The organism is Olsenella massiliensis, from assembly GCF_001457795.1.
GTDB lineage: Bacteria > Actinomycetota > Coriobacteriia > Coriobacteriales > Atopobiaceae > Olsenella_F > Olsenella_F massiliensis.
In genome coordinates this window covers 716,682-741,366 of sequence record NZ_LN898211.1, presented here as the reverse complement: position 1 = coordinate 741,366, position 24,685 = coordinate 716,682, and the positions used below count along the sequence as shown (strand labels likewise).

Here is a 24,685-nt window from a genome sequence, read left to right as displayed (position 1 = left end):
CCCGAATACCGTCGTGACCTTGCTAGCGCCGCGCCTTGAGCGTGGCAAAGAGCCTGCCGTTATGCCGCTTCACGAACGAGATGAAGTTGCCCTCCTGGTAGCAGAGGCCGACGTGCCGGGCCTTGATGGGCGCCAGCATCGCCTGCATCATCCTGCTGCGCGGACGCGCCACCTCCACGGCCACCCGTGCCCGCTCGGTGGAGATCATGTTTTTGATCTCAGCGAGCTTCTGTGCGCGCGAGAGCTCGCAGAGAGGGTTGCAGACGTTCTCTATGCAGCCCACCAGACGCTCGATGTAGCGACGCTGGACCATCTCCATGCTGGCGGCGTCGCCGTCCAGGCCCCAATGCCGATAGAGGTCGAGCATCCACCCGTGCTCCTCCTCGCGCTTCTCGTACATGTCCGGGCGCCAGCGTGCCGTCTCGGACTCCGAGCGCTGCCGGATGAAGTGGTAGAACGGCTGCGACATGACGCCCACCCGCTCGACGTCACGGATGAAGTCGAGCACGAAGGGAAAGTCGTCCCAGAAGGTGGCCCTGAAGCGCAGGCCCAGGTCCTCGATGCGCCTGCGAAGGAAGAGCTTGTTCCAGGGCGGATAGAGCTGGTTGTTGTCAAAGAGCCGCCAGGCCGCGCGCCTGAAGTCCGCCTGGGTGGCAAAGACGGCGTCCTCGCAGCTTTTGACCTCGCTGTCGTGCCGGTCGTCGGACCCGAAGTAGGTGTCGATGTAGAACCCGGACACCACCAGCTCGAGGCGGTTGCGCACGCCAAACTCATACATCGTTGCCAGCATCGTGGGCTCGGCCCAGTCGTCGGCGTCAAAGAACATGACGTACGTGCCGGCGGCGCGGTCGAGCGCCGCGTTGCGCGCGGCCGGTGCGCCGGCGTTTTCCTGGTGGATGACCGTGATGCGGATGTCGCGCGCGGCGAAGGAGTCAAGGATGGCCCCCGTACGGTCCTGGGACCCGTCGTCCACCGCCAAAAGCTCAAAGTCCTCGAACGTCTGATGCTGGAGGCTCTCGACGGCCCTGCCGACATAGGCGGCGACGTTGTACGCCGGCATGATGACGGATATCTTGGGCTGCGTGGGGGACATGCCGTAACGTCTCCAGACCAAAGGGCCAATACGGGCGCCCGCATTCGCACCGACGACGGGCGTCGGGGGGCGCGACGGGCGGCGGTGCCGCCGAGGACATTATCACCTAGACCGGCTCGGACGTTGTGGACGCCCTATGATGAGCGAGCGAATCCAACAAAGTGCACAAGACGCCGGCCCGCGGACGTTCGCGGCGGCGCCTGCGCGCCCACGGCGAAACGACGCGCGTGGCCTGCGTCAGTCGCGCGCGACGAGCGTCCCCAGCTGCAGCCCCAGACCCGCGGCATCAATCCTCGTCAGGGTGGCTCCCGACTCCTCCTCCTGGGTCGTGGGCGCCTCGGCCTGCGAGAGCCTGGAGACGCCTACGGACTGAATCTGCTCCACCACGCCCAGAAGCTCGCTCGACCCCATGTCCGTCTCCAGCGAGCTGAGCAGCTCCGCACCCGAGCCCAGCAGCGACGTCACGCCCGATCCGCGCAGCCCCCTGAGCCTGTCCCACAGGGAGTCGGCGGCGACGATCACATGGTCGAGCCGCACCTGCGTGGCGGCGGCGACGGCCGGCACGAGCGCGGCGGCGCCCCCCTCGCCAAAGCACGATCGTATCGTGGCGTCGGGCGAGGTCGTCAGCGCGGCGTCAAGCGGCAGGGCGGACAGGACCCCGGTGCGACGCGTGGCGTCAAGGGACAGGATCTGCACCTTCTGGAGCGCGGGCGCGGATGACGAGACGTCGTCGACGGTGACCAGCAGCAGGTTCGTGAAGGAGTCCGAGGAGGCCATGACGCCCTCGGCCGAGACGGGCTCCACCTCCTGGGCCCCGACGGAGCTTATGAGCCCGTCGTCTCCCGACCTGCCGTGCGCGCGGGCGCACCGCCACAGCAGCACGAGGGTCACCGCCAGCGCCACGGCGACCACGACAAGTATGGCCACCGCGACGCGGTTGCGCTGCGGGCCCAGGTCGAGAACGTCACTGCGCTCAAAGCTCTGCCGTTGTCGTCTTCTCAGCCCCATGCGTCTGTCCCCTCCTCGTCGCCGGTCGCGTCCCGACCGCCGCATCCCGACCCGGGCGCCATCCTCAGTCCCACGGCAGCAGGGCCCCCGCGGGATAGTCGACGCCCTCAAGGCACAGCCCGCGCGCCGGCGCCGTGGGACCCGCCGCACGACGGTCGCAGGCGTCGAGCGCGGCGCGCACCCACGAGACGTCACGTCTGCCGCTGCCGACCTCCACGAGGCTGCCGACCACGATGCGCACCATGTTATGCAGGAAGGCGTTGCCGTCCACCTCGACCGTCACGAGCGGCTCGCCCGCCTCGTTGTCCTGCGACACCCGAACCCTCTGGACGTTCCTGCACGTCGAGCGCCCGTCATGTCGGATGAGCTGGGCCGAGGAGGCCTTGCAGAAGCTCGCGAAGTCGTGCTCACCCACCAGGCAGCGCGCCGCCCGGTCCATCGCCGCCACGTCCAGCCGGGGCTGGGAGCGAAGCCACCAGGCGTGATCCCAGGCCATGACGGGACGCGCGGCGCCACAGGCGATGCGGTAGCGATAGTGACGGCTCGTGGCGTCAAAGCGGGCGGAGAAGCCCGCCTCGGCACGATAGAGGGCGCGGACCGACAGGTCGTCGGGCGTGAGCGCCACGAGCGAGGCGTGCATGCGCCTGCCGCTGAGCTGGCACTCGGGGCCCCTGAGGGGCAAGCTGACGTACTGGCCCAGGGCGTGGACGCCCGCGTCGGTGCGACCGGCGGCGTCAAGCTCCACCTCGCGTCGCAGGACGACCTCAAGGGCCCGACGCAGCTCCCCCAGCACGGTGCGCCGTCCCGGCTGCTCCGCCATGCCCGAGAAGCCCTCCCCTCGGTACCCCACCATGATCACGAGCGTGGAGCGTCGCGTCGCCGCATCCGTCACAGGCTCACCCCCGCCGCCTGCCACTCCCCTGCCGTCAGCTCGTCGCAGCGACGCGGGGGCGCGGGTCTCGCCACATGGTCCCCGAGGGGCTTTCCCATCCAGACCATGTCATACCAGCGGCCAAACTTGTGACCGCTGTCATGGAAGGTCCCCACGAGCCCATAGCCCTGCCGCTCGTGAAAGCGGAGGCTGGCGTTGGTCAGATACTCGTCCTCCACGGGCGCATAGCCTATGCAGGCGTTGAGGTCGAGGATGCCTCGCAGGCGCGACGTCTCCTCCAGGGCCCGGTAGAGACGGCCCCCCAGGCCCTGGCCCCGCTCCTCGCGAGCAAGGTAGATGGTGGTCTCGGCCGACCACCCATAGGCGGAGCGCCCCACGAAGGGGCCCGTGCAGGCATAGCCCAGGACGCGTCCCGCGCGCGTTGCCACCAGATAGGGGTGGCCCAAGGCGCAGGTCCGCTCCATCCGCGCGCGAAACGTCTCCGTCGAGGGAGTCTCCCATTCAAAGCTGACGGCCGTGCGCTCGACGTAGGGGGCGTAGACCGCGCGGCAGGCTGCCGCGTCATGCGGCGTCGCCCTGCGTATGGTCACCTCGTCCGCCATCCACCCTCCCCGTCCGTCCGCCGTGAGGCGGGCAGTCCTCGTGCCTGCTAGTGTAGCGTCATTGTGCCCGACTGAGACGCCTGAGGCCAGACGGACGCAAGACGCGCCCGCGCCCGCCGTGCAGGCCGCCCGGGCGCCCCCTACATGAGAACGACCAGCACGGGCACAGCCACGCTCGTCAGCATGACCATGAGGTCGCGTGCCTCAAGACGAGGCGGGGACATGAGGGTTCCCCCTCCCGTGAAGCCACGGTCGCGCATGGCCTCCGCCAGCTGGTCGGACCGTCCGAACAGGGATGCCACCAACGGCACCAGCACCGCCGCGTACGACCTGAGCCGTCGTGACACACGTCGGTCGTCGAAGCGCGCCCCGCGCGCGATCTGGGCGAGGCGTATGCGGTCGAACTCCTCGATGACCTCCGGGATGAAGCGCAGGGCTATCGACACGGTGGTGGTCACGGCGCCCACGGGCACGCCCCATGAGAGCAGCGGCCTCAGCGTCCATCCCAGGGCGCGGGCGAGCTGGGGAGAGGTCGTGGTGGCGCTCACGAGCGAGACCCACGTCACCAGCAGGCAGATGCGCAGCTGTTTCCTACACCTCTCTCGATGTGTATACCATACATGCCCCCCATCTCTGCCCTCTTGCCCTACACGACGCTCTCCCGCGCACGCCGCAGGTGCCCAGAAGCCTGAGGTCGTAGCTGCCGTCCACGACCAGCGCATGACCCAGCATGACCAGCACGAGCACCAGCAGGGCCGGCCTCAGGGCGCGCAGGGCCGCGCAGAGGGGCACGCGACAGCTTGCGACGGCGGCAAGGGCAAGCGCCCCCAACAGCCCCAGCGCGACGTCCCTTGAGGCCAGTAGGGTCGCCAGGCTCAGCGAGACGAGCGCGAGCATCTTGGCGCGGGCGTCCACCTCATGAAGCCAGCAGGAATTCCTCAGATGGGACCCCAGGGAGAACGACCTAGAAAGCCCCATCGTCAACCTCCGCCTTCCTTAGGTCACGGGGAAGGTCAAGTCCCGCGGCGGCGGCGAGGGCGGGGTCCCTGACAAGCGCCTCGGGCGAGCCCGACCACACCACCGTGCCCGCGCTCAGCACGCAGACCGTCGCGGCGCGATTCAGCCACTCCGCCACCTCGTGCGTTATCACGACGACGGCGGCGCCGCGACGAGCCAGCAGGTTCGCCAGATCCATGACGGCCTGCGCGGCATGGCCGTCAAGTCCCGCCGTAGGCTCGTCGAGCACGTAGGCGCCAGGCCTTAGGGCCACGATGCCCGCGAGAGCCGCCCGACGCGCCTCGCCGCCCGAGAGCAAAAGGGGGGACCTGTCCCAGAGCTCCTCCGCGACGCCAAGGTCCCTCAAGGCCAAGACGGCCCGCCGATGCGCCTCGTCCTGCCCCATGCCGCGATTGAGAGGGCCGTACATGACGTCCTGCCTGACGCTGTCGGCAAAGAGCTGGTCTGCGGGCCTCTGGAAGGCAAGGCCCACGTCACTCGGGCGCACGTGCCTTCCCGCCAGGCGCACCGATCCCTCGTCAGGCTTCGCCAGGCCCGCCGCCACCAGAGCGCAGGTGGTCTTGCCGGCGCCCGACGGGCCCACGAGCAGCGTGACGCGCCCGCGCCGGGCCGTGAGCTCGACGTCGCGAAGGGCGGGCGCCGCAGGAGGACGGCGCGCGTCGTCGTACCAAAGGCTCACATGCCTCAGCTCAAGGCCCTGACCAGACGCACACTCGCCAACAGGCCCTGGCGACGCACGCGGCGTGTCGTCCACGAGCGGCTTCAGAAAGTACGCCGAGGGCGGCTCCTCACCGGCGAGCAGACGCGCCCGCAGGCCCACGAGGCCGGCGATCTCACGCGCCCGCGCACCGCGCGCGGAGAAGAGCTCGTCGGGCGTTCCCTCCCACGCGAGCGCGCCTTCCTTCAGCACGAGCACCCGATGCGCCCCAAGAACCTCCTCGGGCCGATGCGTTACCTCAAAGATGCCCATGCCCCGCGCACAAAGCGCGTCCAAGACGCCGCGAAGCTGCCGACGCGCGCGAAGGTCGAGCTGCGCCGTGACCTCGTCCGCGACAAGAAACGACGGACTCATCGCAAGCGCTCCCGCCAGGGCGACGAGCTGCTGCTGCCCGCCGGAGAGCTCACCGACGGTCCGCCTCGCCAAGTCTTTTGCGCCCACGGCATCAAGTGACGCCGCCACGCGACGTCGTACCTCGTCTTCGGCAAGGCCCAGGTTCATAGGGCCAAAGGCCACGTCGTCCCACACGTGCGAGCTCACGAACGACGTCGTGGGGTCCTGCCGCACCAGGCAGGCGCGCTCTCCCTTTTCAAGGGCGACGACTCCCGACTGAGGCGTCAAGGAGCCGCTCGCCAGTCGCGCGAGCGTGGACTTGCCCGAGCCGCTGCGACCCACGACCACGACGCGTCGGCCGGCCGAAAGCTTCAGCGACAGGTCCCTGACCGTCCAGGCGCCGGCGCCGAGGCGGACAAAGACGTGCTCCATGTGCAGCATGGCCCACTCCCCTCTCATCCGGATGGCCTGACCCGGCGCGCCAGGACGACACGACGCCGCCTTGTGACGTCCCGCAGACAGACGCGGCCGACATACGAAGGGAGGCCCGCAGCGCGAGCCTCCCCGACACGTCATGCACGCGAGAGAACCGAAGCTACTCGGCGTCCTCGGCCTTGGGCTCGGCGTCCTCGGCCTCGGCGGGCGCCTCCTGCGGCGCCTCGACAGGCTCCTGCGCGGCCTCGGCGGGCGCCTCCTGCGGCGCCTCGGCGACCTTTTCGACCTTCTTGACGGAGGTCTTGGCGGCGGCCTTGGGCTGGACGGCCTCGGTCACGAGCTCAATGATGACGACCTTGGCGGCGTCGCCCTTGCGAGGACCGAGCTTCATGATGCGCGTGTAGCCGCCGTCACGGTCGGCCCACAGGCCCTGTGCGGCCTTCTCAAAGACCTCGCGCACGATCTCCTTGTCACCGACCTTGGCGATGGCAAGGCGACGGGAGTGGAGGTCGCCCCTCTTGGCCCAGGTGATGACGCGGTCCACGTCGGGACGGATGGCCTTGGCGCGCGACTCGAGCGTCTTGATGCGATCATGGGCCAGAAGCGACGCGACGAGGCTCTTCTTCATTGCCTTGGTATGGCTCGCGTCAGTGCCGAGCTTCATACCCCTCTTCTTGTTGTGTCTCATGGTCTAGCTACTCCTCAGTTAACGAGCGACGTGCCTTAGGCCTTGAGGCCAAGGCCCATCTCCTCGAGCTTGTCCTTGACTTCCTCGATGGACTTGACGCCAAAGTTGCGAATGTTGAGCAGGTCGTTCTCAGAGAACTCGACAAGCTGTCGCACCGAGTGGATGTTGGCGCGCTTGAGGCAGTTATAGGAGCGGACCGAAAGGGCCAGATCCTCGATCTGCTTGTCAAGCTCGGTGTTGTCCTCCTCGACGTCGTCCGCGAAGATGGATGCGTCCTCCTGGGGCTCCTCCTCGGCCGTGAGGCTCATGAAGGCGCTCATGTGCTGGTTGATGATATTGGCCGCCTCGACGACGGCGTCGCGCGGCGAGATGGAGCCGTTGGTCTCGATCTCGAGGACCAAACGGTCATAGTCGTTGCGCTGGCCGACGCGGCAGGCCTCGACGAGCTTGGCGCAGCGGCGGACGGGCGAGTAGAGCGAGTCGACGCACACGTAGCCGATGGGGTCGTTCTTGCCCTCGTTGTCGGTGCCGGCCACGTAGCCGCGACCCGTGCCGACGTGCATCTGCATGGAGAGGTGCGCGCCCTCGCCCAGCGTGCAGATGACATGGTCCTTGTTCACGAGCTCAAACTGCGACGGAATCTTGAAGTCGCCGCCCGTGACGGTGCAGGGACCTTCGACGTTGATCGTCGCGGTGCCGCTCGCGGCCGTGCCGTTGCCCTTGAAGACCAGGCCCTTGACGTTCAGGACGATGTCGGTGACGTCCTCGTAGACGCCCTCGACCGTATCGAACTCCTTCTGGACGCCGTCGATCTTGATGGCCTCGACAGCGGCCCCCTCGAGGGAGGAGAGCAGGACGCGGCGCAGCGAGTTGCCCAGCGTCTCGCCGTAGCCGCGCTCGAGGGGCTCGGCGGTGATGCGGGCGAGGTCGCTGTGAATCTCCTCGACCTTGACATCCGGACGGATGAATTCTGACATAGCAAATCCTCCTGCAATCGACGCTTACTTGGAGTAGAGCTCGACGATCAGCTGCGCGTCAATGTCAAGGTCGATCTGGTTGCGAACGGGAACCTGAAGCACGGTGCCCTGGAGCTTCTCGATGTCAACCTCAAGCCAGGCGGGAACGGCCTTGCCGTTGGAGGCGACGATGGCCTCCTTGATGGGGAGAAGGTCCTTGGCCTTGTTGGAGATGGCGACCAGGTCGCCGGCCTTCACCTGGTAGGAGGGGATGTCCACGCGCCTGCCGTTCACGGTGATGTGACCATGGCGGACGGTCTGGCGGGCCTCCTTGCGGGTGCGGGCAAAGCCAAGACGAAAGACGACGTTGTCGAGACGGCTCTCGAGCAGGCTCATCAGGTTGTCGCCCGTGATGCCCTCGGTCTTCATGGCCTTCTGGTAATAGCTGCGGAACTGCTTCTCGAGCACGCCGTAGATGAACTTGGCCTTCTGCTTCTCACGCAGCTGGACGCCGTACTCGCTCTCCTGGCGGCGACGGCGGCGGAGCTGACGCTTGGATTCCTTGTTGATGCCCATGACGACGGGATCGATGCCAAGCTGGCGGCACCTCTTGAGGACAGGGGTCCTATCAACTGCCATTTCTACTGTCCTTCCTTGCTACACCCGACGACGCTTGCACGGGCGGCAACCGTTGTGCGGAATGGGGGTCTTGTCCTGGATGCCCGACACCTCGAGACCGGCGGCCTGGAGGGAGCGAATGGCGGTCTCACGACCGGAGCCGGGCCCCTTCACGAACACGGCCACCCTGCGAAGGCCATGCTCCATGGCGGCCTTGGCGCACGCCTCCGCGGCGATCTGCGCGGCAAAGGGCGTGGACTTGCGGGAGCCCTTGAAGCCCACGGTGCCGCCGGACTGCCAGGCGATGACGTTGCCCTGGGGGTCGGTGATGGAGATGATCGTGTTGTTGAACGTGCTCTTGATGTGGGCCTGGCCCACGGCGATGTTCTTGCGCTCGGCGCGACGGACGCGCGTCGCGTGCTGGTTCTTCTTCTGCGGCATTGTCTACTCTCCTACGCCTTCTTCTTTGCACCGATCTGACGCCTCTTGCCCTTGCGGGTGCGAGCGTTGGTGTGGGTGCGCTGGCCGTGGACAGGAAGACCCTTGCGATGACGAAGGCCGCGGTAGCAGCCGATCTCCATCAGGCGCGCGACGTTCTGGCGAACCTCGCGACGCAGGTCACCCTCCGTGGTGAAGGTGGCGCCAATGAAGTCGCGAATCTTGGTGATCTCGTCCTCGGTCAGATCCTTGACGCGCGTGTCGGGGTCGATGCCGCACTCGGCGCAAATCCTCTTGGCGCTGGTCGCGCCGATGCCGTACAGATAGGTAAGTCCGACCTCAGTGCGCTTGTCGCGCGGGAGGTCGACACCGTTGATACGTGCCAACTTCGAGCTCCTCTCTTAGCCCTGACGCTGCTTGTGGCGAGGGTTATCACAAATGACGTAGACCTTGCCATGGCGACGGATGATCTTGCACTTGTCGCACATCTTCTTAACCGAAGGACGTACCTTCATTGTGCTTTCCTTCCGGTAGTTCCTTGCTCGTACTGAAACCTCACCGGCAGCATCAGGTGGAGCTGACCTGCCTTATCGAAACGCCCAGCCGCAGGCGTGGATATCTGTCGTGATGCCGCGCACCCCTCGGGGCCGCCCGCTACTTGTAGCGATAGGTGATGCGACCCCTCGTGAGGTCGTAGGGAGAAATCTCGACCACCACGCGGTCGCCGGGAAGGATGCGAATGTAGTTCATGCGAATCTTGCCCGAGATCGTGCAAAGGATGGTCTTGCCATTTTCAAGTTCCACGTTGAACATGGCGTTGGGGAGAGGCTCGATGACCTTGCCCTCCAGCTCGATTCCGTCCTGCTTAGCCACCGTACCTACTTTCTCTCGCTAGTCACAGCGACCATATATCATACATAAAGACGCGCGGGACGTCCCCCTGCCGCAGAGAATTTCATATTCCCTGCAGAGGGGGACGTCCGTCCGCGCCCGTCACCTGCCTCAAGGAGAGGTCCCTCCCCTGAAAGGCGCCTACTTCTGACCGCCCTGCATGGGCAGCCAGGGTCCGTCCTCGTCCTGGGTGAGGATGACGGGGCCGTCCTCGGTGATGGCGATGGTGTTCTCGTAATGGGCCGCCGCCTTGCCGTCATCCGTGACGACGGTCCAGCCGTTGCCCAGCGTATGGTTTTCGTGGGTGCCCAGCGTGATCATGGGCTCGATGGCAATGACCATGCCCGCCTGAAGCCTGACGCCGCGACCCTTCTTGCCAAAGTTCGGCACGTTGGGGTCCTCGTGCATCACGTGACCCACGCCGTGGCCCACGTACTCCCTGACGACGCCGTATCCGTGCGCCTCGGCGAGCTGCTGGACGGCATGCCCGATGTCACCCAGGTGGTTGCCGGGGACGGCCTGCTCGATGCCCGCCTTCAGGCAGTCGCGGGTGACCTCGCAGAGGCCCCTGACCGCCTCGGAGGGGGTGCCCACGAAGAAGGTCCAGGCGTTGTCGCCCACCCAGCCCCCAAAGGTGGCGCCCGTGTCGATGGAGATGACGTCACCGTCGTTGAGGAAGACCTCCGGTGACGGGATGCCGTGAACGATCTGCTCGTTGAGCGAGGCGCAGATGCTGCCCGGGAAGCCGCCGTAGCCCTTGAAGGTGGGAATGGCACCGTGCAGGCGAATGAAGCTCTCCACGGCGACGTCGATCTCCTTGGTGGAGACGCCGGGACGAACCATGGAGCCGGCGAGGCGCAGGGCCTGCTTGGACAGCGACCCCGCCTGCTTCATCTCTTCGATTTCTGCCGCTGACTTGATGTGAATCATAGACCGAGCGAAGACGTGACGTCGGCATAGACCTCGCCGACGGGACGGTCTCCGTCAACCTCCTTCAGTATTCCGTGCCCTCGATAGTATTCGATGAGGGGTGCCGTCTGATTCTTGTAGGTCTCGAGGCGCCGTGCGATGGTCTCGGGCCTATCGTCATCGCGCTGATACATCTTCCCGCCGCAGCGGGGGCAGGCCGTGACGCCCTCAGTCGCGGTGTACCCGCAGTCATGGCAGGTGCGTCGCGAGCTCAGGCGATTGACGATGACCTCAGGCCTGACGTCCACCAGAAGCGCCGCGTCCAGGCCCATGTCGAGCTTCGCCAGCTCGACGTCCAGAGCGTCCGCCTGATCGGTGTTACGGGGGAAGCCGTCGAGGACGAAGCCCCTCTGGGCGTCATCCTGCTGAAGGCGCTCCGTGACCAGGCCGATGACGAGCTCGTCAGGAACGAGCTTGCCGGCGTCCATGTAGCCTTTTGCCTGGACGCCCAGCGCGCTCTGCGCCTTGACGGCCGCACGCAGGAGGTCCCCCGTCGAAATATGGGCGACGCCGTAGTCCTCGACCAGCTTCTGCGCCTGGGTTCCCTTGCCCGCGCCCGGTGCTCCTAGAAGTACGATTCTCATGCTTCTCTTCCTTCCCGAGACCTCTCCAGAGGCGTAACGCGTCGCGCACCGATGTCCCTGGCGCGAGCGCGGGCCGAAGCGGGGCCAAGGCGCGCGGCACGGTCAGGGAGAGGCACGTACGTATACGTAAGTGTACTTGCTTGACGGGCGTCATGCCGGCGAGGAGGCCCAGGAGCCTGCGAGCGGGCACGGCCAAGGCCGACGTCCCGCAGGCGAGCGGGACATGCGGCGCTCCCTGGCGCGCCTGACGAGGCAGGGGCCGACGCACGCTGCGCCGACCCCTGCCTCCCCAGCTCTTGCGAATCATTCCCCGCCAGACGGCCCCGAGCGCGGCCTAGACGAAGAATCCCTCGTAATTGTGCATCTTGAGCTGGGACTCAAGCTGCGAGATCGTGTCCATGGCCACACCGACCATGATGAGCACCGAGGTCCCGCCAAAGCTCTGGAGCAGGGTGTTGCCCGTGAGCGAGAACAGGATGGACGGGACGATCGCGAGCGCGGCCATGAAGAGCGCGCCGGGAAGCGTGATGTGGTCGAGCACGTTCTTGATGTACGCGATGGTCGCGCCGCCCGGGCGCACGCCCGGGATGAAGCCGCCGGCCTTCCTCAGCTGGTCGGCCGTCTCCTCCGGGTTGAACACCATGCTCGTGTAGAAGTACGCGAAGAACACGATGAGGAGCACGGAGAGGACCCAGTTGACCCACCCGCTGGAGAGCAAAGACGCAAAGCCCTGAATCCAGGCGACGCTGGGGAAGAACACGGCCACCTGCGCCGGCAAGTACAGAAGCGCCGAGGCGAAGATGATGGGGACGACGCCCGCCGTGTTGACCTTGATCGGCAGGTAGGTGGACTGCCCGCCCATCATGCGACGACCGATGACGCGCTTGGCGTACTGCACCGGAATGCGACGCTGTCCACGCTCGATGTACACGATCAGCGGGATGATGGCGACGATGACCAGCAGTGTGACGACCGTGATGATGGCCCCCAGGCCCGAGGTCGTCCACGCCTGCGTGAGGGTGGGTCCCAGGCCGGCCATGATGTTCACGAAGATGATCAGGGACATGCCGTTGCCGATGCCGCGCTGCGTGAGCACCTCGCCCATCCACATGATGATGATGGCACCCGTGAGCAGCGTGGCGACGACGATGACGTTCTCAAGCGCCTCGGGCACGCCCGGCATGCCGGCGAAGTTGATGCCCTGTGACTTGAACAGGAAGAGATACCCGATGGCGTTGATCAGCGCGAGGAGGATCGTGACGTAGCGCGTGTACTGCGTGATCTTGCGCTGGCCCGACTCCCCCTCCTTGGCGAGCTCGCCCAGCGAGGGCACCACGGCCTGCATCATCTGCAGGATGATCTGCGCGGTGATGTACGGCATGATGCCCAGGCTGAACACCGAGACGCGCGAGAGCCCGCCGCCCGAGAACAGGTTGAGCACCGCCAGGGCACCCCCGCCCGAGCTCAGGGCCGTCCCAACAGAGATCATCTGCTTGAACGGGATGCCCGGGGCAGGCAGGTAGGCGCCCAGACGATACAGGAGGAGGATCCCGATGGTGAACAGGATCTTCTTCCTGAGCTCAGGGATGCGAAACGCGTTGGCGATTCCCTTTAGCACGCCTCTTCGACCTTTCCTCCAGCGGCCTCGATCTTAGCCTTGGCGGACGCGGAGACCTTGTCCACCTTGACGATCAGGGCCTTGGTGAGCTCGCCGTCACCCAGAACCTTGACGGGGATGTAGTCGTGCTTGATGACGCCCTTGGCCTTGAGGCTCTCGGCGTCAACGGTATCCCCGGCCTCGTAGAGCTTCTCAAGGCGAGCGACGTTGACGGGGGCGTACTCGACGCGGTTGCGGTTCTTGAAGCCGGGGAGCTTGGGCAGGCGCATCGCGAGGGCGGTCTGGCCGCCCTCGAAGCCGGCGCCCTTGCCGCCGCCGGAGCGGGAGAGCTGGCCCTTGGAGCCACGGCCGGCCGTGGTGCCGAAGCCGGAGGAATTCCCGCGACCGATGCGCTTGCGGCTCTTGCGCGAGCCCTCGGCAGGACGAAGATCATTGAGCTGCATGTGGGTGACTCCTAGTTCTCTTCAACCTCAACAAGGTGCTTGACCTTGAAGATCATTCCACGGACGCTCGGGTTGTCAGGAAGGACCGAGACATCGCCGATCTTGCGAAGGCCCATGGCGCGGCAGGTGCGCGTCTGGTCCCTCTTGACGGACGCGACGGCACTGCGCACGAGCCTGACGGTGAGCTTCTTCTCGTCTGCCATGGCTTAGGCCTCCTTCCCGGTGAACATCTCGGAGACGGTCAGGCCGCGACGCTCGGCGGCCTCCTCGGGGGAGGTCAGGGACTTGAGGCCCTCGGCGGCAGCCTTGATGATGTTGAGGGCGTTGTCGGTGCCCAGCGACTTGGACAGCACGTTGGTGATGCCGGCAAGCTCAAAGAGCGGACGGACGGGGCCGCCGGCGATGACGCCGGTACCCTCGACGGCGGGCTTGATCAGGACGCAGCCCGCGCCATAGCGGCCCTCGACGACGTGCGGGACGGAACCGCTCGCGGTGACGGGCACCTTGAACATGTTCTTCTTGGCGTCATCGACGCCCTTCTGGATGGCCAGGGGCACCTCGGCGGACTTGCCCATGCCGATGCCCACGTTGCCCTTGCCGTCGCCGACGACGACCAGGGCGAGCAGGGACATGCGACGACCGCCCTTGACGGTCTTGGACACTCGATGGATATAGACTACGCGCTCCTGAAGATCGGAGTCATTCTGGCGCTTACGATCACGTGGCATTCAAATCCTCCTAGAACTTCAGGCCCGCGGCACGGGCGCCATCAGCTAGAGCCTTCACACGGCCGTGATAGATGCGACCGGCGCGGTCAAAGACGACCTCGGAGACGCCCTTCTCGAGGGCGCGCTCACCGATGAGCTTGCCGACGAACTCCGCAGCCTCCTTGTTGGAGCCGATCTTGCCCAGGGCGCGGAACTCGGCGCTCAGCGTGGAGGCGGAGCAGATGATCCTGCCGTCAGCGTCATCGACGACCTGCGCGTAGATGTGCGCGTTGGTGCGATGCACGGTGAGGCGGGGACGCTCTGCGGTACCGAAGATCTTGGCGCGGACACGGCGCTGGCGGCGCTTGAGACCCGCTCTCTTTGCCTGGAACCTGTTCATTCCTTCTCCTTCACGATGCCATCACCTGACGGGGTGATGGTCTTTCCTATGTGGGGCCGCCGCCTGCGAAAGACGCCGCCGCGCAGGCGACCCGGACGGTCAGCCGACCGCCGGGACGGCGCGCACTGCTACTTGGCGGCCTTGCCGAGCTTCCTGCGGATGTGCTCGCCGGCGTAGTGGATGCCCTTGCCCTTGTACGGCTCGGGCGGACGCTTGGCGCGCACCTCGGCGGCAACCTGACCCACCTGCTCCTTGGAGATGCCCTTCACCGTGATGTGGGTGTTGTCGGGCACCTCGAAGCTGATGCCCTCGGGGCAGGTGTAGATGACGGGGTGCGAGTAGCCCAGGGAGAGGTCCAGGTCCTTGCCCTTGAGGACGGCACGATAGCCGACGCCCGCGAGCTCGAGCTTCTTCTCGAAGCCGTCGGACACGCCCGTGACCATGTTCTGGACGAGGGTGCGAACGAGGCCCTGCTGGGCATTGGACTGCTTGGTCTCGTCGTTGCGGGTGACGAGGATCTCCTCGCCCTTCTGCTCGACGGTGACGAGATCGGAGAACGTGCGGGTGAGCTCGCCCTTGGAGCCCTTGACGGTGACGGTGGCGCCATCGATGGTCACAGTGACCCCGGCAGGGACCGTGACAGGCTTCTTGCCAATTCGAGACATTGTCTCCTCCTTACTTCCTGTCGCGCCTTACCAGATGTAGCACATGACCTCGCCGCCGATGCCCTGCTTGCGGGCGTCGCGGTCGCACATCATGCCCCTGGAGGTAGAGATGACGGCAGTGCCCAGGCCGCCGAGGACGCGAGGCAGCTTGTCGGCAGAGGAGTAGATGCGCAGGCCGCACTTGGAGATGCGCTTGATGCCGCGGATGACGCGGGCGTTCTTCTTGCCGTACTTGAGCGTGATGTGCAGGGTCTTCTGAGGCGTGGTGTCCTCGACCTCATAGGACTGGATGTAGCCCTCCTCGCAGATGACACGGGCGAGCTCGGCCAGGACCTTGCTCGAGGGCATGGAGACCTCGGGCTTGCCGGCGTTGTTTGCGTTGCGGATGCGCGTCAGCATGTCTGCGATGGGATCAGTAACCTTCATTGATTCCTTCTCCTTAGTTCGTGATGAAACTGTACGTACGGTTCGTACTCGCCCGTGGCGAGAGCGCCTGTACGACAGAGCCCCGGCTTACCAGCTTGCCTTGCGGACGCCAGGAAGCTCGCCCTTGCTCGCGAGTTCGCGGAAGCACACGCGGCACAGGCCGAACTTGCGATAGACGGAGTGGGGACGCCCACAGCGCTGGCAGCGGTTCTGCTTGCGAGTTGAGTACTTCGGCTCACGCGACGCCTTGACGATCATCGATGTCTTAGCCACAAATCCTCCTCTTCGAGGGTAGACCCCGGTCTTGGCTCATGCCAGGTTGCCGAGGCGACAAACGACAGTAGTTAGTTCCGCTTGAACGGGAAGTGGAAGGCCTCGAGCAGCGCCCTGCCCTCCTCGTCCGTGGGGGCGGTGGTGACGATGGTGATGTCCATGCCGCGGGTGTGGTCGACCTTGTCAAAGTCGATCTCGGGGAAGATCAGCTGCTCGGTGACGCCCATGGAGAAGTTGCCGTGACCGTCGAACGACTTGGGGCTGATGCCGCGGAAGTCGCGGATACGCGGGATGGCGGTGGCGATGAGGCGATCGAGGAACTCGAACATGCGGTCGCCGCGCAGGGTCACCTTGGCGCCGATGGGCTGACCGGCGCGCAGGTGGAAGGTGGCGATGGACTTGCGGGCGCGGGTCACGATGGGCTGCTGGCCGGTGATGGTGCGCAGGTCAGCGACGGCGCCCTCGATCGCCTTGGAGTCGGTGGCAGCCTCGCCGACGCCCATGTTGACGACGATCTTCTCGAACTTGGGAATCTGATGGACGTTCTTGTAGCCAAACTTCTTCTGAAGCTGGTCGCGCACCTGGGAGACGTAGATCTCCTTAAGACGCGGGATGTACGCGGTCTGATCTGCCATGCGATCTCCTCACTCATGGTGGTGTTTAGCACGGGGTTGGCGCGGCGGCGCGGCGGCCGTCCGTTAGCCTCGTGCCCCCCGATTCGTGGCAAGCGAAGCGGGAGCCAGTGTCAGCCTGCGAGCTTTAGACAGCATGGTCCTAGAGTTCGCACGCAAGCCTATATGTTAGGCCTTTGCGGAAGTGGTCCCGGCTCAGGAAAAAACATCAAAACTTATTCACAACTGCTGGTTCGTCGCGGCGGGCCGGCACCCTTGTAGGAAAATCGAGCGCCATGGGAGCGCCTCGCGTTCCCAGCCTTAGCCAAAACACGACAAAGATTACAGAATATCAGGTCTCAGGCAGGATATTTTGATATGTATGTCGTGTTTTAGCTAAGCGAGCCATATGCATGACATTGCATACGAAGGCTCCCCCGCAACTTCGTGCGGGAGAGCTCGCCGTCGTTCCTGATACGTGCCTCACGCTGGCGACGCGCCACGCTGGTGACTCGCACTGACGCCTCATGAGGGCGCCCCATGCCGCTGTCCCGCGCGGGCGGCGTCTAGCCCTTCCTGCGGCGCAGGACGATTGCGACGGCGATGACGGCGACCGCCGCAAGGCCCAGGCCGACGCTGAGGCCCACGGGCAGTGAGTCGTCGTTCGTCTGGGGAGTTGCGCCCGTCGTGCCACCGTCCTGAGGCGCCTGAGGCGTCAATCCCGGCTGGGCATGATAGGCATTGTCAAACACCGCGCCGACGGAGTCGTTGTTGACGCCCTCATAGAGCCTGGTCTTCGTGCCGTCGGCGTTGATCCTGTGCCAGAGGCGCCGGACCGCGAGGTTGCCGTCCGCGCCCTTGGTGACCTCGTAGCTCACCTGGTAAGCAGCCGCGTCATAGCTGTAACCTGCCGCGGAGCCGGCAAGCTCGCGAATCGTGTAGGCGTAGGTGCCCTCCCTGGCAAAGGTGATGGCACCAAACTCAACGCCATACTCATACGCATCGCCCGTGACGCTGACGGTGACGGTCTTGGAGCCGCCCTCGCTGCCGGCGGGCATGGGGTTGCCGGGGTCGTCCGCCGAAAGCACGAAGCTGAAGGTGGCGGGAGCGGCGGGTCGGTCGCCCGAGACGCGCTTCAGGACCGTGGGGTCACCATAGGTGGGCTTTGGCTCGGCAGGCGTCGGCGGCGTCACCTTGAGCTTGGTGTTCGTGAGCGTGAAGCCCGACGCCATAGTGCCCGTGGCCGCAGCGGCGCTAAAGCCCGCGACCTCGCCTAGCTCGACAACGGAGTAGGAGACCTCCCTGCCGTCACGATACGTCGGCACGCCCGAGAAGGTCGCGGTCCAGCCGTTGTCGGCACTGAGCGTCACGGTGGCGCCGTCGACCGCCTCCGCGCCGTCCATGAGCTGAGCCTTCACCGCGCTGCCCGAAGGTGCCGCCATGGGAGAGCCGCCCTCGTCGAGCCAGACCTTCCTGACGGTGATGTCGCGCGTCGCCGCCTTTACCTTGAGCGTCGCGCGAATGCTGGTGTCGCCCGCCGGGGCGACGGCATCCCTGCCGAACGCCCACTGGGCCGCGCCCCATGTGAACGCGAACGCCTTGCTCGTGCCTGTCGCCGACGTCGCGACGGCATCAAAGTGTCCCGTCACCGTGCCCGTCGCCGTGAGCAGCGTTCCTGCCGCAGCCGTCAGGGGTACCCCGACGCCGGGAATCGTGAGCTTCATCCATCCCGCGTCACCCGTGTTCGTGGCAGCCCCCGCAGCATTGACGACGCCCTGGAGGTCGGCGTACGTCCTGATGGAGCCAGGGTCAGAGAGCTCAAAGCCCACCGTGACCCTGTTGCCGTTCACCTTGACGGAGGAGACCTTGAAGCCGTCGCCAAAGCCGGCCGTGGTCACCTTGGAGGTGTCACCGTCAAGCCCCGCCGGCAGCGTGAGTCCCTCGGGCACGTCAATCGTGGCCGTGAAGCCAAACGAGCCGAGGTCGAGCGCGATCTTGCTGGGTTCGACGCCGGGATACAGGGCCTCGATCTGGGCCATCTGCGCCTGAATCGCCGTGACCTTCACCGCGCCGGTGAGGCCCACCGTCGAGCCCTGCACGGCCTCGTACGCCGCGTCGTTTTCCGTATTGGCGTCGATGAGCAGGTCGGCCGGAAGGTCCAGGGCGGTCACGACCTTGGCCAGGATGGTCTGCCGGACGACGGGAGAGCCCGCCGTGCCCTTGACGTCCATCCCGGACGCGGTCTGCGCGCCGCTCCAGGTGAAGTTGAACGCCGCCTTCACGGCGTCGGAGCCTCTGCCCCGGGCCGTGAGTCTGCCGCTCACGTCGCTCGTGGCCGTGAGCTCGCTGCCGTTGGGGGTGCCCGCCTTGAGCGTGAGCCCGCCGATCGAGACTCTCATGGCGCCGCCCATGCCCGCCGTGCTGGCGTCGGCAAGCAGCGTCGCGAGGTTGGCGTGCTGGCGCTTGAGACCCAGCGTGACGGTGACGGTCTGGCCCGAGACCTGCGTGTCCGTGACCTCGAACAGGCCCCCTCCGCCCACGAGCGTCACCGTGGGGTTGGCGGGTAGGGTCACCTCAGCGGGCAGGGTCAGCCTTGCCGTGATCGCGCCTTCCGTGCCCGTCAGCGCGACCTTGGACAGGTCGGCGACGTCCGCGGAGAACTGCTCCCTCATGGACTGAACCTTCGCCTTGACGTCCGTCAAGTCGATTGCCTGCGTGAGGCTGAACGTGGACGTGCCGTCCGCCACGGCGATCAGGTAGTCGTTCGTGGCGGCGGCGGAGGCCCCCCACAGGTCCGCGCCCAGCGTCCCGGACGCGGTGACGTCGATGACGGTGGGGTCCTCCTTCCACTTGAGGTAATACGTGGTGTCGGCCGTTATCGTGGGCTCCTGTGGCGAGACGACGATTCCCCCGCCCAGGTCAAGGTCCTCAAAGCGGACGGCTCCCGTGCCGTCTGCCGACGTGTACCAGTTGTAGAACGTGCCGAGGCTGGGGTCGTGGACGTCCTCGATGACGCTCCCGCGCTTCGTGGCGACGTCCGCCGTCAGCTTGAGGTCGTTGTGGCTCAGTCCGCCCAAAAGGCCCCACAGGCCCTGGTCATAGCGCGCCTGGGCCCTAAGCTTGGCGACGTCGCCGCCCGATGCGTCCTTGACGACGTCAAAGACCTCGGGATGCGTCTTGAACACGCTCGAGTCGGCGAACGTGCCGCCGTTCGCGCTAAACGACACGACGTAGTGGTTCTCGTCGAGCTGGGCGTACAGGTCTATCTGGGTGGTTGTGCCCGAGAAGCTCAGGGTCGCGCCGGGCGCCGTCGCGGCCCCTGAGCCGTCGGGCGCGGTGTTCCAGCCCCTGAAGGTCTTCCCGGTGACCTTGAAGTCGGGGTTCTTTGCCACGACGTCCTCAAAGCCCAGGGCGGTGGCTGTGGTCTCGCCCGCCTTGAGGGACTGGGTCCAGCTGGCGGCGCCCTGGTGATAGACGACCGAGCGAGACCCCCATGCGGCATAGACCTCGAGGTTGGACGTCACCTTGGTGGTCGCATGGTCAAACGGGTGCTCCGCGCCGCCTGCGTCCTTGTAGAACCAGCCCTTGAACACCGTGCCGTCTGCGGCGGTGGCGACGCCCGGGTCGCTCGTGCCCCTCGTGAACCCCAGCGCGTACCCGCGCACGGTGGTCTGGACCTTGTCGGCGGAGCTGCCGTCCGCAAACGTCGCGCCGTCCTTGTTGAGCTTGAAGGTCACGGTGGCACCCGGCACCCACACGTGCTTTTGGCCGTCCGCCGTTGGGGTGCCCACCTCATAGCGGTAGGTGGACCCGTTCGCGTTGATGGGGGTGACCAGGCTCACGCTTGGGTCCGCCAGCGTCAGCAGCGTCAGCGGCTCGTCCCCGTTTTCCGGACCGTTCGTTGGGATCGTCTGCGCGACGCCGGCGTTCTTGATGAGGAAGGAGCCTCCCGTCACGACATAGTGACTGCCGTCGTTTGCGCCGCCGTTGTCCACCGTCGCGTCCTGCGCGGGCGTGTTGACCGCCGAGCTGCCCTTGAAGGTGAGAAGGCCAGGCGTGCCATCCGAGGTCTGCACGCCGTACGCAGGATACGTCACGAGCCCGCTCGTCTCGAAGGTGGAGTTCTCAAACGTGACGTTGCCGCCGTAGTTAAGGTTGAGCCCGCCGCCCCTGCTGTTGAGGATCTTGAGGGTGGAGTCTTGGATCGTCGTGTTGTTCGAATAGCTTTGGGTCGCGGCGTCGTAGGTCGACCCCACGGTCATGCGCCCACCGTTCACGACGAGGGTCGAGCCGTTTTTGATGAGGCTCGGAGACGTGCCGACAAGGCCAAACCCCTGGTAATACAGGTCTCCCAGGAACGCCCAGTTGCTCGTGGGCCACTTGCCCTTGGTGCTTAGGTATGACCTGTCCATGTAGAGGTTATGCGGCGCGTTCCACGTCTGGATGTTGAAGCGCACGCCCTCGGTCACAAGCCTGGTGTTCTCGAGCCACAGCGGGGCGCCGTGCCCTCCCCAGGCGCCCTTGTCCGCATCGTCAGACCTGCCCTTGACCGTGACGTCCGCGTTGACGAACTTGGACCCGCCGGCATAGTCCATCCCGCGCCCCTGCAGGTAGTCTGCGCCCGTGGCGGTCGAATCGGCCTTGATGACAAGCGCCGACCGGTCGCTTCCCTTGACGAGGCCCTTGTTGTTGAAAGCGTAGGCGTTGCCGTCAAGCACGTAGTTACCGTCGTTGAGCTCGCCGCCCTTGAGGATGGTGATGGCCGTCCGGCAGCCGCGCATCGTGAGGGTCTTGCCCGGCGCCACCGTAAGGTGAGAGCCGCTGTTCACGGTGATGCAGCTCGTGCCCGCCGCCGGCGTAGAGGCCGGCTGCCAGGTGGTGTCCTGCGCGATCTCGAGCGTGACCGGCTTCGTCGCGACCCCGACGGACAGGGGCCACTCCCCTGCCGCCTTGTCCAGGTTCGTGGCGATGATCCTGCCGTTGGCCGTCACGGCGGCAAACGCGGCGGCATAGGTCTTCTTTGGCGTCGTGGCGCTCTGGCCGTCATACGAGTCGGACCCGTTGACGGGGTCCACGTAGATGACGCTGCCCGCGACGGGATCGTATTTGGCATAGAGCGTCATGTCCTCAGACCCCATGACGACGGGGTCCTTCACCGGCCGGGTGAGTGAGCTGTCGGCGTACCATCCCGCGAACGTCGAGCCGGCCTTGGTGGGGACATGGCTTGCAAGGTCAAGCGTCTTGCCCGTGGCGACGGACGTGGTGGGGGACAGCCCCTCGGGCAGCGTCCCCCCGTTGAGCGCGAAGGTGAGCGTGGCAGACGCCGAGGCGGCCTCGTCGGGGTCAGCGCCGCGCGCGGCGCCCGGGCGCACGTCCTGCGGCGAGGGTGCCGTCGGGGCGGTGTTCGCGTCCGTCTCGGGCGCGGCGGGGGCTGACGGCGCGGTCGCGGGAGCTGACGGCGCAGCCTGCGTTGTCGTCACGACACCGGCGCCACCGGATGCGGGCGTGGCGTCAGATGGGCCCTTCGTCAGGCCGGTGGCATAGGCCAAGCCGTCCGCCGGGATCATGGACGTGACGAGCGCGGCGCAAAGCGCAAGGACGGCAAGGTGCCGTCTGAGGATACGAGTGCATCTCATGGGGTGCGTCTCCTGGTTCGTGTGAGGTGACTCGGCACATTCTTAACCAAGATTGAATTGTAGGGGCGGCGCTCCTCAAACGCAACTGGGCATCTGCCCTACCGCCGCGGCAGCGACGCATGTCATAGCGATCCGACGAAAAACCCCGCCTCGTCTGAGGCGGGGTGCGCGGTGTCATGTGGCGCCGGGGCTTCCCGGCACGAAGCTGCCGCCACGGGCTCCCTAGATCTCCTCGCCCGACTTCTTGGCGTAGCGAACCTTCTTGCCCGACTCGTCAAAGCGGTACCCCACGCGGGTGGGGGTGTCGGTCTTGGGGTCGATGAGGGCCACGTTCGAAACGTCGATGGCGGCCTCCCTCTCGACGATCCCGCCGTTGTTGCCCATCTGGTCGGCCTTCTGGGCCTTCTTGACCAGGGCGACGCCGCGGACGACGACCTTGCCCTCGGACGGGATGGCGCGGATGACCTCACCGCGCTTGCCCTTGTCCTTGCCGGAGAGGACCTGAACCTGGTCGCCCTTCTTGATCTTCATCTTAGCCATGAGCTCACTCCCCTACAGCGTCTCGGGCGCGAGCGAGACGATCTTCATGTACTTGCGCTCGCGCAGCTCGCGAGCGACGGGCCCAAAGATGCGCGTGCCCTTGGGCTCGCCGTCCTTGTTGACCAGCACGCAGGCGTTCTGGTCGAACTTGATGTAGCTCCCGTCCTTGCGGCGGTGCTCCTTGACGGTGCGCACGATGACGCAACGGACGACGTCGCCCTTCTTGACCTGGCCCGAGGGCGTCGCCTCCTGCACGGCGCACATGATGACGTCGCCGAGGCCAGCATAGCGACGCTTGGAGCCACCAAGGACCTTGATGCACTTCACGCGCTTGGCGCCGCTGTTGTCAGCGACGTTGAGCATGCTCTCCATCTGAATCATTGCAAATTCCTCCGTACGCTACCCTGAGCAGAGGTGCGGCCGCACGGGCGCCGCACATGTCGGGGAGCGGTTGATACGATCGTTTACTTAGCCTTCTCGACGATCTCGACGACGCGCCAACGCTTGGTCTTGGACAGGGGCCGCGTCTCCATGACGCGGACGGTGTCGCCAAGGCCACACTCGTTCTTCTCGTCGTGGCAGTGGAGCTTCTTGCTGATCGTCATCATCTTGCCGTACTTGGGGTGATGCTTACGGTAGGTAATCTGCACCGCGATGGTCTTGTCGCCGGAAAGCGAGATGACCTCACCGGTGCGGACATGCCTTGCGTTCCTGCTTTCGGTATCTGCCATGTCTTATCTCTCCTGCGATCTACTTCTGGCTTGCGGACGCGTCCGCAGCAATCTGGCGTGCGCGCATCTCGGTCTGGACGCGGGCGATGTCACGCTTGACGATGCTCACGCGGGCGGTGTTGTCCAGCTGGCTGGTGGCCATCTGGAAGCGGAGGTTGAAGAGCTCCGCACGGCCGTCCTCGAGCTTCTGGGCGAGCTCGTCGTCGGAGAGCTCTTGGATGTCCTTGTACTTCATTTACTTTGCCTCCCCGTCCTGCTGCTCGGCGCGGGTGATGATCTTGGTCTTGATGGGAAGCTTGTGCTGCGCCAGGCGCAGGGCCTCCTTGGCGACGGCCTCTTCGACGCCGTCAAGTTCGAACATGACGCGGCCGGGCTTGACGACGGCCACCCACTCCTCGGGGTTGCCCTTGCCGGAGCCCATGCGGGTCTCGGCGGGCTTCTTGGTGATGGGCTTGTCGGGGAAGATCGTGATCCAGACCCTGCCGCCACGCTTCATCTGACGCGTCATGGCGATACGGGCGGCCTCGATCTGGCGGTTGGTGATCCAGTGGGCCTCCAGGGCCTGGATGCCCCACGTGCCAAAGTGCAGCTCGGTGTTGCCCTTGGCCTTGCCCTTCATGGAGCCACGCTGAACCTTGCGGTGAAGGACGCGCTTGGGAGCCAGCATTAACGACCCCTCCTCTCGTTACGCCCGCGACGAGGACGGTTGACGCTGGTGCCCTCGAGCTCGGGGTGCAGGGCGGGCTGGCCGGGAAGCTGCTCTCCCTGGTAGATCCAAACCTTGACGCCCACGGCGCCCATGGTGGTGCGAGCGGTGGCCTGGCCAAAGCTGATCTTGGCGCGCAGGGTGTGCAGGGGCACGCGACCCTCGCGGTACCACTCGCGGCGGCCCATCTCGGCGCCGTTCAGACGGCCGGAGCACTGGATGCGGATGCCCTGGGCGCCGGACTTGCGCGCGGACTGGACGGCCTTGCGCATGGCGCGGCGGAAGGCGATGCGGCCCTCAAGCTGCTCGGCGATGGACTGGGCGGTGAGCTGGGCGTCGAGCTCGGGGCGCCTGACCTCGACGACGTCCACGTTGACGCCGCCCTTCTGCACGCCGCAGATCTTCTCGAGCTTGCCGCGCAGCGCGTCGATGTCCGCGCCCTTCTTGCCGATGACGATGCCGGGACGGGCGGTGTAGATGGTGATCTTCACCTTGTCGCCGGCGCGGTCGATCTCGACGCGCGACAGCGCCGCGTTGGCGAGCTGCTTGCTCAAAAACGAGCGAATCTCAAGGTCGTTACCAAGGTTCTTGGCGTAGTCCTTCTTATCGGCGTACCAACGGGAACGCCACTCCTCGGTGATGCCGAGACGAAAGCCGGTAGGCTGAACTTTCTGGCCCATGCTCTCC

The 24,685-nt window shown here is 66.0% G+C and carries 32 protein-coding genes; all 32 read right to left on the bottom strand.

Annotated features, from left to right (window positions below; all coding sequences use genetic code 11):
• Positions 1-22: 22 nt before the first annotated feature.
• The 32 genes from BN3001_RS07355 to rpsC all read right to left on the bottom strand — a co-directional run bounded on the left by BN3001_RS07355 (position 23) and on the right by rpsC (position 24,678).
• Positions 23-1,093: a glycosyltransferase family 2 protein gene (locus BN3001_RS07355; protein ID WP_058271098.1), complete on the bottom strand. Its 1,071-nt coding sequence runs from the start codon at positions 1,091-1,093 to the stop codon at positions 23-25.
• Positions 1,094-1,330: 237 nt separating this feature from the next.
• Complete coding sequence (locus tag BN3001_RS07350) at positions 1,331-2,101, bottom strand: hypothetical protein (protein WP_058271097.1); 771 nt, start codon at positions 2,099-2,101, stop codon at positions 1,331-1,333.
• A 64-nt stretch (positions 2,102-2,165) separates the two neighbouring features.
• On the bottom strand, positions 2,166-2,993 hold the full coding sequence (gene truA / locus BN3001_RS07345) for a tRNA pseudouridine(38-40) synthase TruA (protein WP_235815079.1): 828 nt from the start codon (positions 2,991-2,993) through the stop codon (positions 2,166-2,168).
• Positions 2,990-3,595, bottom strand: a complete 606-nt coding sequence (locus BN3001_RS07340; RefSeq protein ID WP_058271096.1) for a GNAT family N-acetyltransferase — start codon at positions 3,593-3,595, stop codon at positions 2,990-2,992. The genes truA and BN3001_RS07340 overlap by 4 nt, the downstream gene beginning before the upstream one ends.
• A 140-nt stretch (positions 3,596-3,735) precedes the next feature.
• Positions 3,736-4,167 (bottom strand): energy-coupling factor transporter transmembrane component T family protein, encoded by a 432-nt coding sequence (locus BN3001_RS08655; RefSeq protein ID WP_268872530.1) that lies wholly within the window; start codon positions 4,165-4,167, stop codon positions 3,736-3,738.
• A gap of 19 nt (positions 4,168-4,186) precedes the next feature.
• Positions 4,187-4,573, bottom strand: coding sequence for a CbiQ family ECF transporter T component (locus BN3001_RS08650; protein WP_058271094.1), 387 nt, complete (start codon positions 4,571-4,573; stop codon positions 4,187-4,189).
• On the bottom strand, positions 4,560-6,104 hold the full coding sequence (locus BN3001_RS07325; RefSeq protein WP_058271093.1) for an ABC transporter ATP-binding protein: 1,545 nt from the start codon (positions 6,102-6,104) through the stop codon (positions 4,560-4,562). The genes BN3001_RS08650 and BN3001_RS07325 overlap by 14 nt, the downstream gene beginning before the upstream one ends.
• Before the next feature lie 154 nt (positions 6,105-6,258).
• Entirely contained in the window at positions 6,259-6,786 is a 528-nt protein-coding gene (rplQ, locus tag BN3001_RS07320; protein WP_058271092.1) for a 50S ribosomal protein L17, read from the bottom strand.
• Positions 6,787-6,821: 35 nt separating this feature from the next.
• Complete coding sequence (locus BN3001_RS07315) at positions 6,822-7,763, bottom strand: DNA-directed RNA polymerase subunit alpha (protein ID WP_058271091.1); 942 nt, start codon at positions 7,761-7,763, stop codon at positions 6,822-6,824.
• 24 nt (positions 7,764-7,787) lie between these two features.
• A complete protein-coding gene (gene rpsD / locus BN3001_RS07310; protein WP_058271090.1) occupies positions 7,788-8,381 on the bottom strand; it encodes a 30S ribosomal protein S4 in 594 nt (197 codons plus the stop codon).
• Between the two features lie 18 nt (positions 8,382-8,399).
• A complete protein-coding gene (gene rpsK, locus BN3001_RS07305) occupies positions 8,400-8,801 on the bottom strand; it encodes a 30S ribosomal protein S11 (RefSeq protein ID WP_058271089.1) in 402 nt (133 codons plus the stop codon).
• 11 nt (positions 8,802-8,812) lie between these two features.
• Positions 8,813-9,184, bottom strand: a complete 372-nt coding sequence (gene rpsM, locus BN3001_RS07300) for a 30S ribosomal protein S13 (protein WP_058271088.1) — start codon at positions 9,182-9,184, stop codon at positions 8,813-8,815.
• Between the two features lie 15 nt (positions 9,185-9,199).
• The gene (gene rpmJ, locus BN3001_RS07295; RefSeq protein WP_058271087.1) at positions 9,200-9,313 is read right to left on the bottom strand and encodes a 50S ribosomal protein L36; all 114 of its coding nucleotides are present in this window, start codon (positions 9,311-9,313) and stop codon (positions 9,200-9,202) included.
• Positions 9,314-9,452: 139 nt separating this feature from the next.
• Entirely contained in the window at positions 9,453-9,671 is a 219-nt protein-coding gene (gene infA, locus BN3001_RS07290; RefSeq protein ID WP_040652360.1) for a translation initiation factor IF-1, read from the bottom strand.
• A gap of 159 nt (positions 9,672-9,830) precedes the next feature.
• Complete coding sequence (gene map, locus BN3001_RS07285) at positions 9,831-10,619, bottom strand: type I methionyl aminopeptidase (protein ID WP_058271086.1); 789 nt, start codon at positions 10,617-10,619, stop codon at positions 9,831-9,833.
• Positions 10,616-11,242 (bottom strand): adenylate kinase, encoded by a 627-nt coding sequence (locus BN3001_RS07280; protein ID WP_058271085.1) that lies wholly within the window; start codon positions 11,240-11,242, stop codon positions 10,616-10,618. The genes map and BN3001_RS07280 overlap by 4 nt, the downstream gene beginning before the upstream one ends.
• Positions 11,243-11,576: 334 nt before the next feature.
• On the bottom strand, positions 11,577-12,860 hold the full coding sequence (secY, locus tag BN3001_RS07275) for a preprotein translocase subunit SecY (RefSeq protein WP_058271084.1): 1,284 nt from the start codon (positions 12,858-12,860) through the stop codon (positions 11,577-11,579).
• Positions 12,854-13,303: a 50S ribosomal protein L15 gene (rplO, locus tag BN3001_RS07270; protein WP_058271083.1), complete on the bottom strand. Its 450-nt coding sequence runs from the start codon at positions 13,301-13,303 to the stop codon at positions 12,854-12,856. The genes secY and rplO overlap by 7 nt, the downstream gene beginning before the upstream one ends.
• Positions 13,304-13,314: 11 nt before the next feature.
• Complete coding sequence (gene rpmD, locus BN3001_RS07265; protein WP_058271082.1) at positions 13,315-13,506, bottom strand: 50S ribosomal protein L30; 192 nt, start codon at positions 13,504-13,506, stop codon at positions 13,315-13,317.
• 3 nt (positions 13,507-13,509) lie between these two features.
• Positions 13,510-14,031 (bottom strand): 30S ribosomal protein S5, encoded by a 522-nt coding sequence (rpsE, locus tag BN3001_RS07260; protein WP_058271081.1) that lies wholly within the window; start codon positions 14,029-14,031, stop codon positions 13,510-13,512.
• Positions 14,032-14,041: 10 nt separating this feature from the next.
• Complete coding sequence (gene rplR, locus BN3001_RS07255; protein WP_058271080.1) at positions 14,042-14,410, bottom strand: 50S ribosomal protein L18; 369 nt, start codon at positions 14,408-14,410, stop codon at positions 14,042-14,044.
• A gap of 128 nt (positions 14,411-14,538) precedes the next feature.
• Entirely contained in the window at positions 14,539-15,075 is a 537-nt protein-coding gene (rplF, locus tag BN3001_RS07250; protein ID WP_058271079.1) for a 50S ribosomal protein L6, read from the bottom strand.
• Positions 15,076-15,102: 27 nt separating this feature from the next.
• A complete protein-coding gene (gene rpsH, locus BN3001_RS07245) occupies positions 15,103-15,501 on the bottom strand; it encodes a 30S ribosomal protein S8 (protein WP_058271078.1) in 399 nt (132 codons plus the stop codon).
• 87 nt (positions 15,502-15,588) lie between these two features.
• Positions 15,589-15,774: a type Z 30S ribosomal protein S14 gene (locus BN3001_RS07240; protein ID WP_058271077.1), complete on the bottom strand. Its 186-nt coding sequence runs from the start codon at positions 15,772-15,774 to the stop codon at positions 15,589-15,591.
• 71 nt (positions 15,775-15,845) lie between these two features.
• A complete protein-coding gene (gene rplE / locus BN3001_RS07235; protein WP_058271076.1) occupies positions 15,846-16,409 on the bottom strand; it encodes a 50S ribosomal protein L5 in 564 nt (187 codons plus the stop codon).
• A 542-nt stretch (positions 16,410-16,951) separates the two neighbouring features.
• Positions 16,952-22,021, bottom strand: a complete 5,070-nt coding sequence (locus BN3001_RS07230) for an InlB B-repeat-containing protein (protein ID WP_058271075.1) — start codon at positions 22,019-22,021, stop codon at positions 16,952-16,954.
• A 222-nt stretch (positions 22,022-22,243) separates the two neighbouring features.
• Complete coding sequence (gene rplX, locus BN3001_RS07225) at positions 22,244-22,561, bottom strand: 50S ribosomal protein L24 (protein ID WP_058271074.1); 318 nt, start codon at positions 22,559-22,561, stop codon at positions 22,244-22,246.
• 12 nt (positions 22,562-22,573) lie between these two features.
• Entirely contained in the window at positions 22,574-22,942 is a 369-nt protein-coding gene (rplN, locus tag BN3001_RS07220; protein ID WP_058271073.1) for a 50S ribosomal protein L14, read from the bottom strand.
• Positions 22,943-23,025: 83 nt separating this feature from the next.
• Positions 23,026-23,292 (bottom strand): 30S ribosomal protein S17, encoded by a 267-nt coding sequence (gene rpsQ / locus BN3001_RS07215; RefSeq protein WP_058271072.1) that lies wholly within the window; start codon positions 23,290-23,292, stop codon positions 23,026-23,028.
• A gap of 19 nt (positions 23,293-23,311) precedes the next feature.
• Positions 23,312-23,527, bottom strand: coding sequence for a 50S ribosomal protein L29 (gene rpmC / locus BN3001_RS07210; protein ID WP_058271071.1), 216 nt, complete (start codon positions 23,525-23,527; stop codon positions 23,312-23,314).
• On the bottom strand, positions 23,528-23,959 hold the full coding sequence (gene rplP, locus BN3001_RS07205; protein ID WP_058271070.1) for a 50S ribosomal protein L16: 432 nt from the start codon (positions 23,957-23,959) through the stop codon (positions 23,528-23,530).
• On the bottom strand, positions 23,959-24,678 hold the full coding sequence (rpsC, locus tag BN3001_RS07200) for a 30S ribosomal protein S3 (RefSeq protein ID WP_058271069.1): 720 nt from the start codon (positions 24,676-24,678) through the stop codon (positions 23,959-23,961). Before rpsC ends, rplP begins: the two co-directional genes overlap by 1 nt.
• Between the last annotated feature and the right edge of the window lie 7 nt (positions 24,679-24,685).